Genomic DNA, 14389 nt, shown 5'->3' on the forward strand with positions numbered 1-14389 from the left:
ATAACCTTCATATGTTTACCACAACAAGGGGAAGGTACTTTTTCCGCACCCCTAACCAAAAACACCAAGTTGAGTATTTTCAATTAGCTTATAATCTGATACAATAACCATAATCGTTATTTTTGGTGGGACATTCCCCGTATAGCTGATGGTACAGTTATACATCATGGGGGATGTCCTTTTCCTTTCTCAAGAATAAATACGAGGACATTATACTCGTCAAATTCCGGACAGGCAATACCGTCAACTTTCGGTTATTTTTGGATGTCAGAAACATTCGGGCACCCGATTAAAACAAATGCGCGTCTGAAATCAAAAGGCTTTTGGGAAAAAATGGGGTTTGAACCTGTCTCTTATAATGTTGAACGTGATTTGAGCGAGAATCCGCTTGTATGGGTTCCGGAAGGCGTGAAACAACAAACGCCGGCACCGAAATAGTAACATCATCTTCCTGGCTGAAAGACTTGCAATAAAGGAGCCGGATTTCATTCTGCCCGGTTCCTTTTTCGCTCAACTGCATATGTCCTCTTGCGTTTCTTCTAAATAAAAGCCCCTGCTTTTCAATGGCATAAGCAGGGGAAATCCGCCATCTTTCAAACTTCCTGTTCGACAAGCTTTCTTGCTTTATCCATAATGGAAAGAAGCGCACTGTACTCCTTTTGCAGTTGTTCATATTTTTCTTTTTCGTCCTGATACTGCTGCTGCAGTTGCTCGTATTTCTGTTTCCATTCATCAGCGCCGCGCCTCACATTCGACAATTGCTGCGTATCCTGCTCGCTTTTTAAGGCAATCTCCTGCAGAATCCGGATCGCATCAAACAAAGAGAATGCACTATAATCCAGGCGATCCGCCGGCTGCGGTTCCGTCCATACATGTTCCTTATCTTCCTTTTCATGCATTTGCTGCTTTCTTTCTTTTCTTTGTTGTTTTGCTGTTTCAATCTCGGCCTTGTATTGTTTCCGCACCAATGAATTCCAGCGGAACCCGCATGCCGCGGCGGTACGGTTCATCTGTTTTCCCGCTTCCTCAAATGCCTGCAGCTGTGTGCCGCCTTCCCTGATATGGCGCAGCACGACTTCCGCAAGCAGCAAATCTTCTTCCTGTGTCCACGCATCCTGCCTGACTGTTGGCATTTCTATCCCTCCAATCATGTATTTAATACTTATTCATATGCCGATGATAGAAAAGATAGACTAAAGGCAGCCCATGAAAAATTATATAAAATAAAAAAAGGTGTGAGATCCATGGTATCTCACACCTTTTTTCGGGAAAATTATTTGTTTACTACATCTTTGCCTTTATATGTCCCGCATGATGGGCAAACACGGTGAGCCATTTTCATTTCACCGCAGTTCGGGCATTGAACCATGCCTGGAACTTGCAATTTGAAGTGTGTACGGCGTTTTCTTTTTGCAGTTTTAGAAGTTCTTCTAAAAGGTACAGCCATTCTTCCCACCTCCTTATACGAGATAAGCCTGTTATTCAAGCCGATACAATCCGGTTATTCTTTGGAATCCTGATCCAATAATTTTGCCAGACCAGCCAGCCTTGGATCAACGGCCGGTTTTTGCTGCTGCGCCAAATCCTGATACTGGTCTTCTGTCACCACTTGCCAGTCTTTTGTATGCGGAAGCTCGCCTTTTTTCGCTTCTTCACTCAATACTTGCATTGGAATCTCAAGCAAAATCAATTCTTTGATAATCGGGATCAAATCAATGACCTCGTTTTCGGCAACATGCACTTCTTCATCTTCCAAACCCGCGTATCCAGCAGGCTTAAGAAGAAAAGTTTCTGTAGATTTCATATCCAATGGGTAATCAACATCAACAAGAGTCCTTGAACAAGGCAGCACCAGTTTGCCTGCGATATGAAACTGGAAAGTTACTTTGTCCGCGCTCACACTTCCCTTCCCCGTAATACGGAATAAAGAAGCACCGCGGATTTCAGGATCCATTTCCATTAACTCATGCGCAATATCAATTGATTCATCTATATCAAAACTCTTGTCCCGAAATTTCTGCAACTGAATGGTAGACCATTTCATTTAAATCACCCCAAGACAACAAAGGTAATTATAGCTTTCATAACACCTTTTGTCAATATTTTTCTTTACATCCCCATTATATCCAAAACCGTTTCCTTTTCTGCAAAGTAAGCAAAAATTGCTTTTTTTTGGCAGTATGATATGGTAATAATATTTTATATGCACGGCGGCAAAACATGATTGTGAACAGGGAGCGGATAAAATGATCAGTACCGGAGTCGTTGTCGAATACAATCCTTTTCATAACGGGCATCTCCATCATATCCGGGAAGCACGGCGGATTACAGGGGCGGACGTCATTATTGCGGTCATGAGCGGCAACTTTTTACAAAGGGGCGAACCCGCACTTGTGCCAAAGTGGGCAAGAGCACAAATGGCACTGGAAGCAGGGGTTGACTTGATTGTCGAGCTTCCTTATGCTTTCGCCGTCCAGCAGGCGGAAATATTTGCCGGTGGTGCGGTTGCAATCTTAAACGCCTTGCAGTGCCGCAATTTCTGCTTTGGAAGCGAAGCGGGGGAGATTGGCAAGTTTGAACAATTTGCCTCCCTGCTTTTACAGCACGAAATGGCTTTCAACAAACAAGTCCGCCTTGAGATAAAAAAAGGGATTAGTTACCCGGCGGCGCTTACGAACAGTTTGAAAGCTTTAGGGGCGGATGTGCTTCTTGACCTCACCGCGCCCAACAATATTCTCGGCCTCCATTATATGCTCGCTGCCATGAAGCAGCACGCTGACATGAAAGCCTATACGATCGCCAGAAAAAAAACCCATTACCATGACACCACCTTTGCGAGTGAAACCTTCGCAAGTGCCACTGCAATCAGGGATTCACTCCTTAAAAAAAATGACCCCGCTGCTGTAAAGCCCGTCATGCCCGAAACAACATACAGCTTGCTGGAGCACTACCAAAAAGATTTCGGCACATTTCACCACTGGGGGCTGTATTGGCCTTTTCTTCAGTACAAACTGCTTTCAAGCACTCCCAAGTCTTTACGCAGCATTTACGAAGTGGAAGAAGGCATCGAATACCGGCTTCAAAAAACGGCGCTCCATGCAACCGGCTTTACGGACTTTATCAACGGGGTAAAAACAAAACGTTATACCTGGACAAGAATTCAAAGAATCTGTACCCATATTTTGACCAACACAACAAAAACTGAAATGGAACAGCACGCAAAACAGCCCGAATACATTCGTTTGCTCGCGATGAATGGCAAAGGCAGGGCGTATTTAAATTCGATCAAAAAGCGGGTTCCCATCCCGGTTATTTCCAAGTTCCCTGCCCGTTTTGCCCGAACGCTTGAACTGGACAGCCGTGCCGCACAAATATATGCCTTAGCACTCGGACCAGGCGCCAGAATACAGCTTCTCAGCCAGGAATACAGCAGCCCGCCGATTATCCGCTTTGACTAAAAAAATGCCCGCCGAAAAGAACTTTCAAAACGTTTCCGGCGGGCATTTTTTCATGATTTTGGTTTCAGGTTGTTCAAATAGCGGAGCGCATCATCAAACGTTTGAACCGGAACGATTTTCATATCGGTTCCGATGTCCTTCGCCGCCGCCTTTGCTTCTTGATAATTGGTTTTAATGGACGGGTTCGCGCTTCTCAGTTCAGGGGGAATCGTATCATCCGGCGCAAAAAAGATCTCGGCGCCGGCATGGTCCGCGGCAATTACTTTTTTGTCAATCCCGCCAATCCGGCCAACCTTCCCGTCCGTCGCAATTTCACCGGTTCCGGCGATTTTATGTCCCTTTGTAATATCTGTTTTTGTCAGCTGGTTATAGATTTCCAGCGCGAACATGAATCCTGCAGAGGGGCCGCCGATATTTTCCGTATCCATTTTTACAGCCGGCTTGGTTGTAATGGTGCGGTCGTCAACTAAACCAATGCCGATCCCTGCCTTGTTCTTTTTTTCTTTAAATGTTGCCAAAGCAATGGCGGCGGTTTTTGTGTGCTTGTTGCGGACATACGTAATCCTGATTTGATCGCCCGCTTGCTTTTTGGCGACATATCCCATAAATTGCCGGGATGACGTGAAAGCATGGCCGTCCACTTTTGTAATGCGGTCACCGGCTTTTAACACTTTGGCTGCCGGCATCCCGTCATAGACATTCAGTACATAAATGCCCTTATAATGGGATTTATACGGCTTATTTGCTTTCGAAAAGGCAACCTGAATAGCATTATGTTTTGAATTTTCCATTAAATACAACTGATAGACATGATATTCTTCATCAGTCTGGTTCTTGTCCCTGACCTCATCAATCGGAACAACTTCCTCATGCTTTTTCAGTTTCGCCCAAACATATGTATACGGGTTGGCGCGCCCCATGCGCACGGTTGTCAGCATCAGCTGCCCTTTTTCCGGATATCCTCCCTTTACCTTAATGAGCGGCTCCAATTGCAGGGCGCTTCCCGGCATCTCAATATAATAAGGCAGCCGCACAAAGGCTGTGAGCAAAAGGATCAATACGGCTGCAGCCAGCACCCTTTGCCTGATTTTACGCGATTTCATGCATCTTTCTCCTTCCAGTCATTCATCGTTTGCTTCATTTTCATAAAACTGTTTTCGCAGCTTCTTCTCCTATCTTAATGATTTACTTGCTATTTGTAAAAGCGCTTGAACGAAAGATCGGAACATCCGGCTGGCTCCAGTATAGTTTATGGTCTAAATTGCGGCTCTATGAGTATATTGATATATAAGGACAAGCAAACTCAACGCTGTCATATCGATGCAAGTGGATACATATAACCTGCTAATTGATCAAACCCGGGGGAGGAACACAGTTTGTACCAGTCAAAAATAAAGAGTGTCATATTGGCACTCAGTGTATCAACCATGGCGATTTCCATGATTGTCTTGCCCGATGAATCGTTTAAAGCCTCCATTCAAGGATTAAATATGTGGTGGGAAATCGTGTTTCCGTCTTTATTTCCTTTTTTTGTCATATCCGAATTATTAATCGGTTTCGGTGTCGTCCGTTTTCTTGGCGTCATTTTGGAACCATTTATGCGCCCGCTGTTTCGTGTGCCGGGTGTCGGCGGCTTTACATGGGCAATGGGGCTTGCCTCCGGGAACCCGGCCGGCGCTAAATTAACAGCACGGCTCAGGCAGGAAAAGCAAATTACACAAATAGAAGCTGAACGTCTGGTTGCTTTTACCAGTTCATCAAGCCCGCTGTTTATTTTCGGGGCGGTAGCAGTTGGATTTTTTCACAACGCCGCTTTGGGCATCGTTTTGGCAGCAGCGCATTATGCAGGGAATATACTTGTCGGGCTGATTATGCGGTTCCATGGAGGAAAAAATGAAAGCAGGCAGGCGAAAAAAAAGCATGCATTTCTTTTAAAAGAAGCTTTACGGTTTTTGCACCTTACAAGGCTTAAAAATCATAAACCGATCGGCAAGCTGCTTGGTGATGCTGTCATGTCCGCCATCCAAACGCTCTTGATGATCGGCGGGTTTATTATCCTGTTTTCAGTTCTCAATAAACTGCTATTTTTGCTGCATATTACCCCGTTTCTCGGGATCCTGGCCGGACAGCTGCTCTCTATCATCGATTTTTCCGAGCAGTTAAGCATCCCGATCATTTCCGGATTGTTTGAAATGACGCTTGGGAGCCGGTTGATTAGCGAAGTTCAGGAATCCTCTTTGCTGCAGCAGGTAATTACGGCTAGTTTCATTATCGGATTTGGCGGTTTCAGCGTCCAGGCGCAGGTGGCCAGCATTCTCGCACAGACAGATATTCGTTTTAAACCGTTTTTTATTGCCCGGATTCTCCATGGCTTTATTTCCGCTGTCATTACATGGGCGATTTGGAAGCCTGTTTACATGCACCTGCTGAAAGGCGGAGAAGCTGAGCAAACGGCTTTCGCGTACATCGGCAAAAACGCGGGCATATACGGAGACGCGGTGCGCTGGCTGGAAATCTATGGGCCGCCAATCACCATATTCGGCCTTATCTTATATATGATCCTGTATTATTTTGCGAACCGCAGCCGCAGCTAGCCCCGGATATCAAAAGCAGGGTCCCGGCATCCATAAGGTGCGTGTCCCTTTCCTTTGTGCTGTTCGGGGCACAGCTGCCGGTTGTGAGTCAACAGTTGACAGGAAATCTGCTTTTCAACGCTTCATTTACGGCACTTGGTACCAGTTCCGAAATATCGCCATGATACTTGGCAATTTCTTTAACGATGCTCGAACTGAGAAAAGAATATTGATTATTGGTCATGATAAAAAAAGTTTCGATCCGGTCATTTAATACACGGTTCATCGATGTCAGCTGCAGTTCATATTCAAAATCCGATATCGCCCTTAAGCCCCGGATAATGGCATCCGCGTTTTTCGATTCCGCATACTCCATGAGCAGCCCGTGGAATGAATCTACTTCGACATTCGGGATATCCTGCGTAACTGCCCGGATCAATTCCTTTCTTTCCTCAACATTAAACAGCGGCTGTTTCGACATATTGTCCAGCACGGCTACATATACTTTATCAAATACTTTTGCACCCCTTTTGATAATGTCTAGATGGCCATTCGTTATCGGATCAAAGCTCCCCGGGCAGATCGCTATCTTTCCCATGGTTTTCTACCCCCTTATTGGTATAAATCGTTATGCCTGTTATTCCGTAATTTGCCCGCTTATAAACGGAGAGGTTCCCCGCTGATTCCGGAAGTTTAAGGCCGGCATCGTGTTCGCAGACAACGAAACCGTTTTCAAACAGCAAATCATGCGCCGCAATATACGCCAGCATCTCTGCCAGTTTCTGTTTTTTATAGGGCGGGTCAAGGAAAATGGCATCAAAGGCGAGCCCCCTCTTTGCCAGTGCGTTTAACGCACGGTCGGCATCATTGCGGAAAACCTCGCTCTTGTGCTGCAGGCCGCATTTTTTCAGATTTTGTTTAACCGTTTGAAGTGCCTTGGCATCGCGGTCCACAAAAACGGACTTTTCCATGCCCCTGCTTAGAGCTTCAATGCCAAGGCCGCCGCTGCCCGCATACAGATCCAATGCCCGGCCGTTTGTAAAATACGGGCCGATCATATTAAAGATCGCTTCTTTCACTTTATCTGTTGTAGGGCGTGTTCCCATACCCGGAACGGCTTTTAAAACCGTTCCTTTTTGATTTCCTGAAATCACTCTCATGATGGTCACCACATATTCGAAAAGTTTTCCATTTTATCCTACCATATTTTTTGCCCCTTAGAAAAGTTTTACATCATCTCATACACTGAAAGTATAATTCAGGAAAAATTGGCCATACTTATTTTTAGCAACATCATTTTGAGATGTTGTTGCCAACCGCGGAGAAGACTTACGTTTCCCCATAAGTTCTTCCTCCGGTTTCTCCTCTCCCTTTGCCTTCTGTCCAAAATAAAAGGATATAGAAGGGCCCTGCAGAAAAAACTGCAGGGTTTTTTCTGTTTCAAATGTTTTTTGGCTGTGTGTCCGCAATTTTTTGCGATAATCCGGGATTTTTCCTGCAGTCTTAAAAACACTTTTCAACCAGGCGGGAAGTGAAGTAGAATAGAGACAGCTAAATGAATGAGAAGTGAGGAAAAAAACATGCAGCAAAGATTCATAGAGTTGGGAAATGGTTACACAGATCTATTCGAATTCATTGAACTCGCAAAAGCCAACCGCCACCGTTTTCAAAGAATGCTCACACTCCATACTTCAATTGACGGAAAAGCCGTCACCTCGCCGGTTCTTATTTTAAAACCGACGGACCCGGGTGAATTCCAGGCACTTTACATTTGTTTGGAAGGCATTCCGAATCCGCACGTGCAGCCTAATAAGCGTTATACGCTGTTTGCAAACACCGCCCGGGATCTTAAGACGGATATTATTGAGCTGGAAGTGAAGCCTTCTGTTGATTTTCCTGATAAACATCTTTATTACCAGTATTTAATCGGGATTTTAAGAATGAATAAATACATTGCACCGCTGTTGTGATCCAATAACAAACAGCAGTAAAGGGCTTTGAGGCTTCCGCGGGAGCCTCAAAGCCCTATTTTATAGTCATATTCTTTTGCCTTATCAGGTCTTGCATTTTCGTATTCTGTTTTTAAAAACGGCTTCATCGATCGGTCCACTTTACGGACAAAAGGTAGATTTTCAATTTTTCCCTGTATCATCTGGACATCAGAACGGTCACAGTACAGTACAACATATTTCATTTTTTTCGAGACATAGTGAATATTACCAAATCTTCTTAAAAACTTGTTGTGTTTCAGCTGATACAGCCAAATAATAAGGCCCTGCCTGTCTGATAGCATATTTCTTTCCTTCCCCTTCGTACTGGTTTTTTGAGTTTACCATATTTTGCGCCATTTAGGCAAAGAAAGCCTGCCCGTTTTTCAGAAAGAAAAGGCCTTGCACCAATGCTTTCGTTAAACTAAACAGCATGGATGCCGGCCCTTTCCTGATAAGCATTCGAAGTAGAAACCAATTTTAGGCGGAACAGCCACAGCTGCCGCCGGTTCCGCATCCTCCCGAGCATGAGGAATCGAAAAATGGATTCCCTGTTGGTACTTTTATATGTTCTGAAACAGATTTTCCGATGAGCTGGCTGATTTCATCGAGCAGTTCCTGCAATGCATTTTCCGCCCGCCTGAACTGTGCGACATTTTCATCTAAATCCATCGCTCTTTTGGCTTCTCTTGTTTCTTTATTAATGCGTTTGTAATCAGGATGGTACCTGCCAAAACGCTGGACTTCCTGAAATTGGTCTTTCATACGTGCAAAATTATGGATTTTCTGCTGTGTTTCAGGGTCTGAATATAATTGGCGGTAGCATTGGCGATACTGTACTCCCATATCTGACGCTGCCACCATTTTTGCCAATGATTCCGCTTCAGCCAGAATTTCCACTCTTTCCAACGTTGCAAGCAAAACGCTCACCTCCACCTTTTTATTTTATCATGTTTTCGGGGTGTGTGCGAGCTGCCCGACATTGGATTTTTTCAGTTCATCTGCTAAGTCACCGTGATAAAAAATTGCTTGTGGAGGCCTAAATCCTTGCCGCTTCCTCTTTTTACCACTTCTAATCTGACCGTATGTACGCCTTTTTTGATATCCTTCACGACAAAGGCGGCTGTCCTGTACTCGCCTGCCATTGCCCCGTCTACATATACGTTTATAGCTGCCTGCGGGCTGTGCTGTTTTTTGTCGGAGAATGTAACACTTGGGATGATGCATTCTACAAATAAATCATTGTCTTTTACAAAATGGCGGATATTGATCTGTTTTATATTTGTTTTTTCGGCTGCGTCTGCCCTGGTCAGTTTTTTATCGGGGAGATGCCCGTTGCATCCGGATAGCAAAAGAAACATTGCCAGTATGGTTAAGGCTATTTTTTTCATGATTGACCACTCCTTCTGCTTATTGTTTGCGAAGGAGGATTTCTTTACTCAAAAAAAGCGCATTTTTTCATGCGCCTCGAGGTCAAACGTGCTCCCAAGCATGAAGTCATAGGGCGGACTTCATTGGGGCCGGACCAGTTGCCTGTCGCCGATGGGCGAGCGCCCTCCGCTTTTCTTTGTCCAGCTGCGGGCGCTATCGGCTCGGGGTCAACTGTTCCTGCCCCATTGAAGTCATAGGGCGGACTTCATTGGGGCCGGACCAGTTGCCTGTCGCCGATGGGCAAGCGCCCTCCGCTTTTCTCTGTCCAGCTGCGGCTCCTATCGGCGTACGGATTTCTACGTCTTCTCCCTCCGATAAGTCAACATCGATTCGCCCTATCAGGCTCATCGTGTTTCCTTTATCTCAGTCAAAGACTGCGAAATCCGTACGCCGATGGACAGTCGCCTCCGCTTTTCTAATTCTCATACATGGATTGGATCATGTGCATCATCATTTGGGCCATTTGCAGTCCGGTGGTGAATTTTTCAACCCGATGGGGGATGGTTTTTTGATAATAATGCAGTGAAGCGATTTGAAATTGTTCTATTTCTTCCGGATGGCGGGACAATTTCCGGTACCAGATCGGCTGTGCCCGCAAAAAATCCCGCAACTCAGTGGATTGGCTAATATATTCAATTAGATCTGCACGCATTGATAACGCCCCTTCCTAATCTTTTCTGAAGGAGAAAGGATTTTTTGGCGCTGCCTGCTGCTCGGAGTTCGGGTTCGGGTTTGGGCCGGCAGACGGGGACTGGAATTGTGAGAGCGCGCCTTGAATAGCCCCGATGGCAGCACTGAGATTTTGCAAATAAGCCTGCACCTGGCCGGCATCCAGCTTTTGCATCACTGTCCCAAGCTGATTCAGCCAGCCGCTGTCTGCTTTAGCTTTTTGCTTTTCTTCCACTCCCCCTGCTGCTTCATATTTTTTCCAGGCGGGATCATCTTCACCGAGAATGTACCATTCCTCAAAAAAATCCTGGAGTGTTTTGTTTCCGCTTCGAACCTCCTTCATCATCAGGGGATGGCTTTTCGCAAATGTTTTAAATTTTTCGACGGAAGGATGCAATTTTTTTGAATTCATATTTTTCACCCCGTAAAAGAAACATTGCCGCTGTGGCAGCCATAACCGTCCGCAAAACCGCTTTCCGCTAAAGCACAAGCTTCTTTCCGTATCTTCTTATGATTAGCATATGCCTTTCATAAAAGAGTGTGAAAGGTTTTCATTTCTTAGAAATTTTGTTACTATATGGTTTAGCCCATCCCGTATTTTGAATGAAATTAATAAGTAAAAGAGGTATTTCATATGAACAAAGAACATATTCGCAGTATGTTTGACCAGGTATTAGCAAAGGCAACGGAAGAAGATTTAACCGTTTTATCGCAGTTAATAGATGGCCTTGCAAAAAAACAGGCCACAGGCGAGCCTGCATATTTTAAAGACTTTTTTAATATGGAAGGCCGTCTTCTAAAGGATGCCTGTGAAATCACGATCCCGGTCACACCTTTGCTTTACAACACATTTTCGATTGTACACGGCGGCGTGACCGCTACACTCGTCGATACAGCGATGGGATTTATGGCAAACAGCATGCTGCCTGAAGGAAAACAGGCGGTGACATCCAATTTAACGATCCACTATATTGCACCCGGGTCCGGGAAATGGATCAAAGCAAGGGCGGAGGTCATCCACCGCGGCTCAAAAACAATGGTCTTGGAAGGCACCGTCTGCCGTGATGACGGGACAAAAATTGCACACTGCACAGGCTCATTTTTTATTTTATAATGGAATGGCCATTCTAATGAAATACACGAAAAAAATCCCGCCCCCTGCTGGATCAGGAGCGGGATTGCTTGATGAAAAGGCAGTAAGATCCTATGGTTTTTCAATAAAGTCCTGGGTATAGTATTTTTTATAAACGCCGACCCCAAGGCTTGTAAAATCTTTTTGCAGCATGGCTTTCCGGTGGCCTTCCGAATTCAGCCACCCTTCGACTGCAGCGGGGCCATCCATATAGTGGGCGGCAATATTTTCACCAGCTGCCTTGTACATAATCTTACCCGCCTTCAGCCGTTCTTCCAAGTTACCGTATTTCGGAGATTCATGCGAGAAGTAATGCCCGACAGCCATATCCTTGCTGTGCAGATAAGCAACTTCTGCTACATCCTCGCTCCAGCCCAGCTTTTTCAAATGAAACCTTTCCCTGATAATATTGGTGATATCAAATATTTGTTTTGCACTGCCGCTTTCAATTTCCGCCCACTTATCCGCGCTGATCGGACCAGGCTTGATCAATTCGCCGCGGTACACCATTTCGTAAGGATGCTGGAGCATTAGAGTATGTTTATCCATATATCGAATGCAAATCAGCTTTCCGCTGAACTTATCAAGTGCCAGTTGTGCATACACATCTCCCAGCTGTACCAATGGCCTGATATTTAAATCCTCTTCCGACAATTCAAAGCGGTATGTTCCCTGTCCGGATTGAACCGTCATATCGGTATCCATCATAATGGAACTGTATATATCCTCCACGTTCTGGCCTATCCGGAAAGGCTGTATATTTAATTTATCCCCAACAATATATATCGTTTTCACCCGGCCATTTTCCACACCGGCTTGAAAATACGTGTCAGCATTTCGATTGTAAATCCACCATTCATAGCCATAGGCGGACGCATCAATTCTTTCCGGTTTCCCGAAACGGCTGATCAGATTTTTGGACGATTTCCCAATGTATACAGACATACCGGTTTCCGGCCGGCTGTATTCCGTTTTGCTGTCTTTACCGTTCTCTTGCGTCTGGTTATCCATTTTCGGGCTGGATGAATGGTTTTTCAACACCCCATTTTCCGGGCGGAGTTGAAAATATAACCCTGCTACGGAGATTATGATAAAGATGATGATCGTTTTCAGAAAAAATCGCAGGTGATTTCACCTCTCTTAACCAATACAAATATCATATGGCTTGTTTTCATTTTATTATACCATTTTATATTTATGAAGAAAAAAACGCCAACGGTTTACCTGGAAGGCCTAAATGTTTGAACGGTAATATTCTGCTTTATCCTAACATATAAAATATATGAAATGTTCGCATTGCGGCCATTTTATATTTTCGATATTATGAAGAGAGAACGAGGAAGCCGCATCAAACGGCAAATGGATTGGAGGGGCTGGGGTGAAGTTTGAAAATACCGGTTTGGAAAATTTAAAAGTGAATCTTACAAGATTGGATGACATCATGGAACGCCGCGGAATGGTCAGAGCCGGCCAGTGGGATTATGAGCGTGTCACTTATGATAAAAAGTTTGTGATTAAAGAAGGCACTTATTATTTACGGGTCCAGGGATACGCTGCAGAAGGCGACGTGGACACTTATGACGCTGTTATCCGGCTGATCGCGCCAATTCTCGGGAAACATTATTACCCCCATGGCGTGGAGTACGGGGATGACGAGTATTTCCCGCACGATCTCGTAAAACATTGCCGGGGCATTTTAGTTTCGCTGAAAGAAGACCTTGCCGTATTCGCAGAATAAATTTTTGTTGGCACCGCCCTTTTTGCTGCAGCATTCCATTTTTCAAAAAAGGGCAGTGCTTTTTTAGTTCCCGTTATGCGCTTCAAACAGCTGCGAACGTTCCTTCAGCATCATGTCTGTTTCCGCATCGGCTTCTTCCTGCTCTTTTTTCGCCCAGGCAAAGAAAATACGGAAAAGCACAAATCCATAGACGACCTCCTGGACCAGTTTCATCATGACGCCGCCCAGCTGCTGGTCTTCCAGCACCGGCAGCGGCGAAAACAGCATGGGCGAACCATTCCTTCCCAATTGTGAAAGCATCTCGGCCGGAACGCATAAATGCATGGACTTCAGCCACATTGCCCCGTCCTGGTATGTTTGGTAAACGGGGGATTGTGCAAAAATAATCAGCCCGCATGCAGGGGTTAACAAGATTGCACTCGAAAACAGGTAAGCTATTTTTTTTAACCCGTTTAATTGATATTGCCCGGGTGATGAGATGATGAGCGGCCGCCACATCAATACGGCAAGCCCAAACAATATGATTGTATACATACTGTGCAGCACAGGGACAACCTTAATATAATCGAAAATAGAAGGAATATGATAAAACGAAAACGCAATATTAAATCCGCTGACCGTAATCACCGGATGTTTAAAAAAACGGAAGATCGTCTTTATTACCGGCAGCCGGGCAGCCTTTTCCCACATCCAAACAGGCAGCCCCAGCATCATAAGGGGTGCCGCAACCAAATATAGAACCGACATCTGCACCATATGGATTGAAAACATAATATGCCCAAGCAAATCGAGCGGTGAACCTTTTACGATATAAAGGATGGCCATTGCTGCAATAAAACAGGCCGCCTGTTTTTTGTCCGGTGCCGGATAGCGCGCTGATTTCCTGAAATAAGCAGCGATCCCGAAATAGATCAGGATCAATAGCACAATAGCTGCCAGAAAAAACGGGCTCCACAACGCCCTGAATCCAAATATGCTGATCGGCAAGTTAACCCCCTCTTCCCTGCTTTGATGCCTTATTTTTGAAAAAAGCCGGATGAACCAAAATGCCCGCCCGGCAAAGATTTACCACCAGATAATGGTCATAAAGGCCAGCACCGTAAGAAACGCCACCAGTACGCCACAGCAAATAAAAAGCTTCGGGCCTTCATGATGTTTATGCTTCATGTGCATAAAGTAAAGCAATTGAAAGGCAACCTGAATAATGGCCAATAACAAAATAACCGGAATGGTAAACCACTTTGAAAAATCCGCATACACTGCCCCAAAGGCGACCAGCGTCAAAAAAAGTGTAAGCAGAAAGGTGATGAATTGCATTTTCATCTCTTCCGCACCTTTACGACGCTTAAACTCTTCGTCCGGTTTCGGGCTTGTAGATTTTAAACCGCTGTGATCCATGT

At 45.0% G+C, this 14389-nt stretch carries 19 protein-coding genes and 1 pseudogene; 6 read left to right on the forward strand and 14 right to left on the reverse strand.

Features of this window, described 5'->3' with window-relative positions; genetic code table 11:
* Positions 1-267 precede the first annotated feature (267 nt).
* Positions 268-438: pseudogene (locus C232_RS19755) on the forward strand (N-acetyltransferase); the annotation flags it as partial.
* A gap of 155 nt (positions 439-593) precedes the next feature.
* On the opposite strand, the gene C232_RS0107400 reads toward C232_RS19755, so the two are convergent.
* The 3 genes from C232_RS0107400 to C232_RS0107410 all read right to left on the reverse strand — a co-directional run bounded on the left by C232_RS0107400 (position 594) and on the right by C232_RS0107410 (position 2044).
* A complete protein-coding gene (locus C232_RS0107400) occupies positions 594-1133 on the reverse strand; it encodes an RsfA family transcriptional regulator (RefSeq protein ID WP_018662867.1) in 540 nt (179 codons plus the stop codon).
* A 140-nt stretch (positions 1134-1273) separates the two neighbouring features.
* The gene (rpmF, locus tag C232_RS0107405; RefSeq protein WP_018662869.1) at positions 1274-1447 is read right to left on the reverse strand and encodes a 50S ribosomal protein L32; all 174 of its coding nucleotides are present in this window, start codon (positions 1445-1447) and stop codon (positions 1274-1276) included.
* 54 nt (positions 1448-1501) lie between these two features.
* On the reverse strand, positions 1502-2044 hold the full coding sequence (locus tag C232_RS0107410; RefSeq protein ID WP_018662871.1) for a YceD family protein: 543 nt from the start codon (positions 2042-2044) through the stop codon (positions 1502-1504).
* 202 nt (positions 2045-2246) lie between these two features.
* Here C232_RS0107410 and C232_RS0107415 point away from each other — a divergent pair, with 202 nt between their 5' ends.
* The gene (locus C232_RS0107415) at positions 2247-3458 is read left to right on the forward strand and encodes a nucleotidyltransferase (protein ID WP_018662873.1); all 1212 of its coding nucleotides are present in this window, start codon (positions 2247-2249) and stop codon (positions 3456-3458) included.
* A 50-nt stretch (positions 3459-3508) separates the two neighbouring features.
* Here C232_RS0107415 and C232_RS0107420 read toward each other — a convergent pair whose 3' ends face one another.
* Positions 3509-4561 (reverse strand): SepM family pheromone-processing serine protease, encoded by a 1053-nt coding sequence (locus C232_RS0107420; protein ID WP_018662876.1) that lies wholly within the window; start codon positions 4559-4561, stop codon positions 3509-3511.
* Between the two features lie 273 nt (positions 4562-4834).
* On the opposite strand from C232_RS0107420, the gene ylbJ reads away from it, so the two are divergent.
* Positions 4835-6052 (forward strand): sporulation integral membrane protein YlbJ, encoded by a 1218-nt coding sequence (gene ylbJ, locus C232_RS0107425; protein ID WP_018662878.1) that lies wholly within the window; start codon positions 4835-4837, stop codon positions 6050-6052.
* An 88-nt stretch (positions 6053-6140) separates the two neighbouring features.
* On the opposite strand, the gene coaD is transcribed toward ylbJ, so the two are convergent.
* The gene (gene coaD, locus C232_RS0107430) at positions 6141-6629 is read right to left on the reverse strand and encodes a pantetheine-phosphate adenylyltransferase (RefSeq protein WP_018662899.1); all 489 of its coding nucleotides are present in this window, start codon (positions 6627-6629) and stop codon (positions 6141-6143) included.
* Positions 6595-7191 (reverse strand): 16S rRNA (guanine(966)-N(2))-methyltransferase RsmD, encoded by a 597-nt coding sequence (rsmD, locus tag C232_RS0107435; protein WP_018662901.1) that lies wholly within the window; start codon positions 7189-7191, stop codon positions 6595-6597. Before rsmD ends, coaD begins: the two co-directional genes overlap by 35 nt.
* Positions 7192-7611: 420 nt before the next feature.
* Here rsmD and C232_RS0107445 point away from each other — a divergent pair, with 420 nt between their 5' ends.
* Entirely contained in the window at positions 7612-8001 is a 390-nt protein-coding gene (locus C232_RS0107445) for a DUF7147 family protein (RefSeq protein ID WP_026314521.1), read from the forward strand.
* A gap of 47 nt (positions 8002-8048) precedes the next feature.
* Here the strand turns inward: C232_RS0107445 and C232_RS0107450 are convergent, their stop codons facing one another.
* The 5 genes from C232_RS0107450 to C232_RS0107480 all read right to left on the reverse strand — a co-directional run bounded on the left by C232_RS0107450 (position 8049) and on the right by C232_RS0107480 (position 10531).
* Entirely contained in the window at positions 8049-8324 is a 276-nt protein-coding gene (locus tag C232_RS0107450; RefSeq protein ID WP_018662904.1) for a YlbG family protein, read from the reverse strand.
* A gap of 175 nt (positions 8325-8499) precedes the next feature.
* A complete protein-coding gene (locus C232_RS0107460) occupies positions 8500-8940 on the reverse strand; it encodes a YlbF/YmcA family competence regulator (RefSeq protein WP_018662907.1) in 441 nt (146 codons plus the stop codon).
* An 83-nt stretch (positions 8941-9023) separates the two neighbouring features.
* On the reverse strand, positions 9024-9410 hold the full coding sequence (locus C232_RS0107465) for a hypothetical protein (RefSeq protein WP_018662909.1): 387 nt from the start codon (positions 9408-9410) through the stop codon (positions 9024-9026).
* 455 nt (positions 9411-9865) lie between these two features.
* Positions 9866-10102 (reverse strand): YlbE-like family protein, encoded by a 237-nt coding sequence (locus C232_RS0107475; protein WP_018662912.1) that lies wholly within the window; start codon positions 10100-10102, stop codon positions 9866-9868.
* A 15-nt stretch (positions 10103-10117) separates the two neighbouring features.
* Entirely contained in the window at positions 10118-10531 is a 414-nt protein-coding gene (locus tag C232_RS0107480; RefSeq protein WP_018662913.1) for a YlbD family protein, read from the reverse strand.
* 222 nt (positions 10532-10753) lie between these two features.
* Between C232_RS0107480 and C232_RS0107485 the strand changes: the two genes are divergently transcribed.
* A complete protein-coding gene (locus tag C232_RS0107485) occupies positions 10754-11233 on the forward strand; it encodes a PaaI family thioesterase (RefSeq protein WP_018662914.1) in 480 nt (159 codons plus the stop codon).
* Between the two features lie 90 nt (positions 11234-11323).
* Here the strand turns inward: C232_RS0107485 and C232_RS0107490 are convergent, their stop codons facing one another.
* Positions 11324-12292 (reverse strand): CAP domain-containing protein, encoded by a 969-nt coding sequence (locus C232_RS0107490; RefSeq protein ID WP_235801526.1) that lies wholly within the window; start codon positions 12290-12292, stop codon positions 11324-11326.
* 337 nt (positions 12293-12629) lie between these two features.
* Between C232_RS0107490 and C232_RS0107495 the strand changes: the two genes are divergently transcribed.
* Positions 12630-12989, forward strand: coding sequence for a YugN family protein (locus C232_RS0107495; RefSeq protein ID WP_018662917.1), 360 nt, complete (start codon positions 12630-12632; stop codon positions 12987-12989).
* Positions 12990-13052: 63 nt separating this feature from the next.
* On the opposite strand, the gene ctaG is transcribed toward C232_RS0107495, so the two are convergent.
* Together ctaG and ctaF are read right to left on the reverse strand one after the other, a co-directional pair.
* Entirely contained in the window at positions 13053-13976 is a 924-nt protein-coding gene (ctaG, locus tag C232_RS0107500) for a cytochrome c oxidase assembly factor CtaG (protein ID WP_018662919.1), read from the reverse strand.
* A gap of 78 nt (positions 13977-14054) precedes the next feature.
* Positions 14055-14387 (reverse strand): cytochrome c oxidase subunit IVB, encoded by a 333-nt coding sequence (gene ctaF, locus C232_RS0107505; RefSeq protein ID WP_018662921.1) that lies wholly within the window; start codon positions 14385-14387, stop codon positions 14055-14057.
* Positions 14388-14389 lie beyond the last annotated feature (2 nt).

The sequence above is a fragment of the Heyndrickxia acidiproducens DSM 23148 genome (assembly GCF_000374345.1).
Classification (GTDB): Bacteria; Bacillota; Bacilli; order Bacillales; family Bacillaceae_C; genus Weizmannia; species Weizmannia acidiproducens.

What these genes read in the sequence shown, in the direction of transcription:
- C232_RS0107415 (WP_018662873.1), top strand. Translation starts at nt 2,247, where the DNA reads ATGATCAGTACCGGAGTCGTTGTCGAATACAATCCTTTTCATAACGGG.
- C232_RS0107420 (WP_018662876.1), bottom strand. Translation starts at nt 4,561, where the DNA reads ATGAAATCGCGTAAAATCAGGCAAAGGGTGCTGGCTGCAGCCGTATTG.
- C232_RS0107465 (WP_018662909.1), bottom strand. Translation starts at nt 9,410, where the DNA reads ATGAAAAAAATAGCCTTAACCATACTGGCAATGTTTCTTTTGCTATCC.
- C232_RS0107445 (WP_026314521.1), top strand. Translation starts at nt 7,612, where the DNA reads ATGCAGCAAAGATTCATAGAGTTGGGAAATGGTTACACAGATCTATTC.
- C232_RS0107485 (WP_018662914.1), top strand. Translation starts at nt 10,754, where the DNA reads ATGAACAAAGAACATATTCGCAGTATGTTTGACCAGGTATTAGCAAAG.
- C232_RS0107400 (WP_018662867.1), bottom strand. Translation starts at nt 1,133, where the DNA reads ATGCCAACAGTCAGGCAGGATGCGTGGACACAGGAAGAAGATTTGCTG.
- rsmD (WP_018662901.1), bottom strand. Translation starts at nt 7,191, where the DNA reads ATGAGAGTGATTTCAGGAAATCAAAAAGGAACGGTTTTAAAAGCCGTT.
- C232_RS0107475 (WP_018662912.1), bottom strand. Translation starts at nt 10,102, where the DNA reads ATGCGTGCAGATCTAATTGAATATATTAGCCAATCCACTGAGTTGCGG.
- coaD (WP_018662899.1), bottom strand. Translation starts at nt 6,629, where the DNA reads ATGGGAAAGATAGCGATCTGCCCGGGGAGCTTTGATCCGATAACGAAT.
- ctaF (WP_018662921.1), bottom strand. Translation starts at nt 14,387, where the DNA reads ATGGATCACAGCGGTTTAAAATCTACAAGCCCGAAACCGGACGAAGAG.
- C232_RS0107450 (WP_018662904.1), bottom strand. Translation starts at nt 8,324, where the DNA reads ATGCTATCAGACAGGCAGGGCCTTATTATTTGGCTGTATCAGCTGAAA.
- C232_RS0107410 (WP_018662871.1), bottom strand. Translation starts at nt 2,044, where the DNA reads ATGAAATGGTCTACCATTCAGTTGCAGAAATTTCGGGACAAGAGTTTT.
- rpmF (WP_018662869.1), bottom strand. Translation starts at nt 1,447, where the DNA reads ATGGCTGTACCTTTTAGAAGAACTTCTAAAACTGCAAAAAGAAAACGC.
- C232_RS0107480 (WP_018662913.1), bottom strand. Translation starts at nt 10,531, where the DNA reads ATGAATTCAAAAAAATTGCATCCTTCCGTCGAAAAATTTAAAACATTT.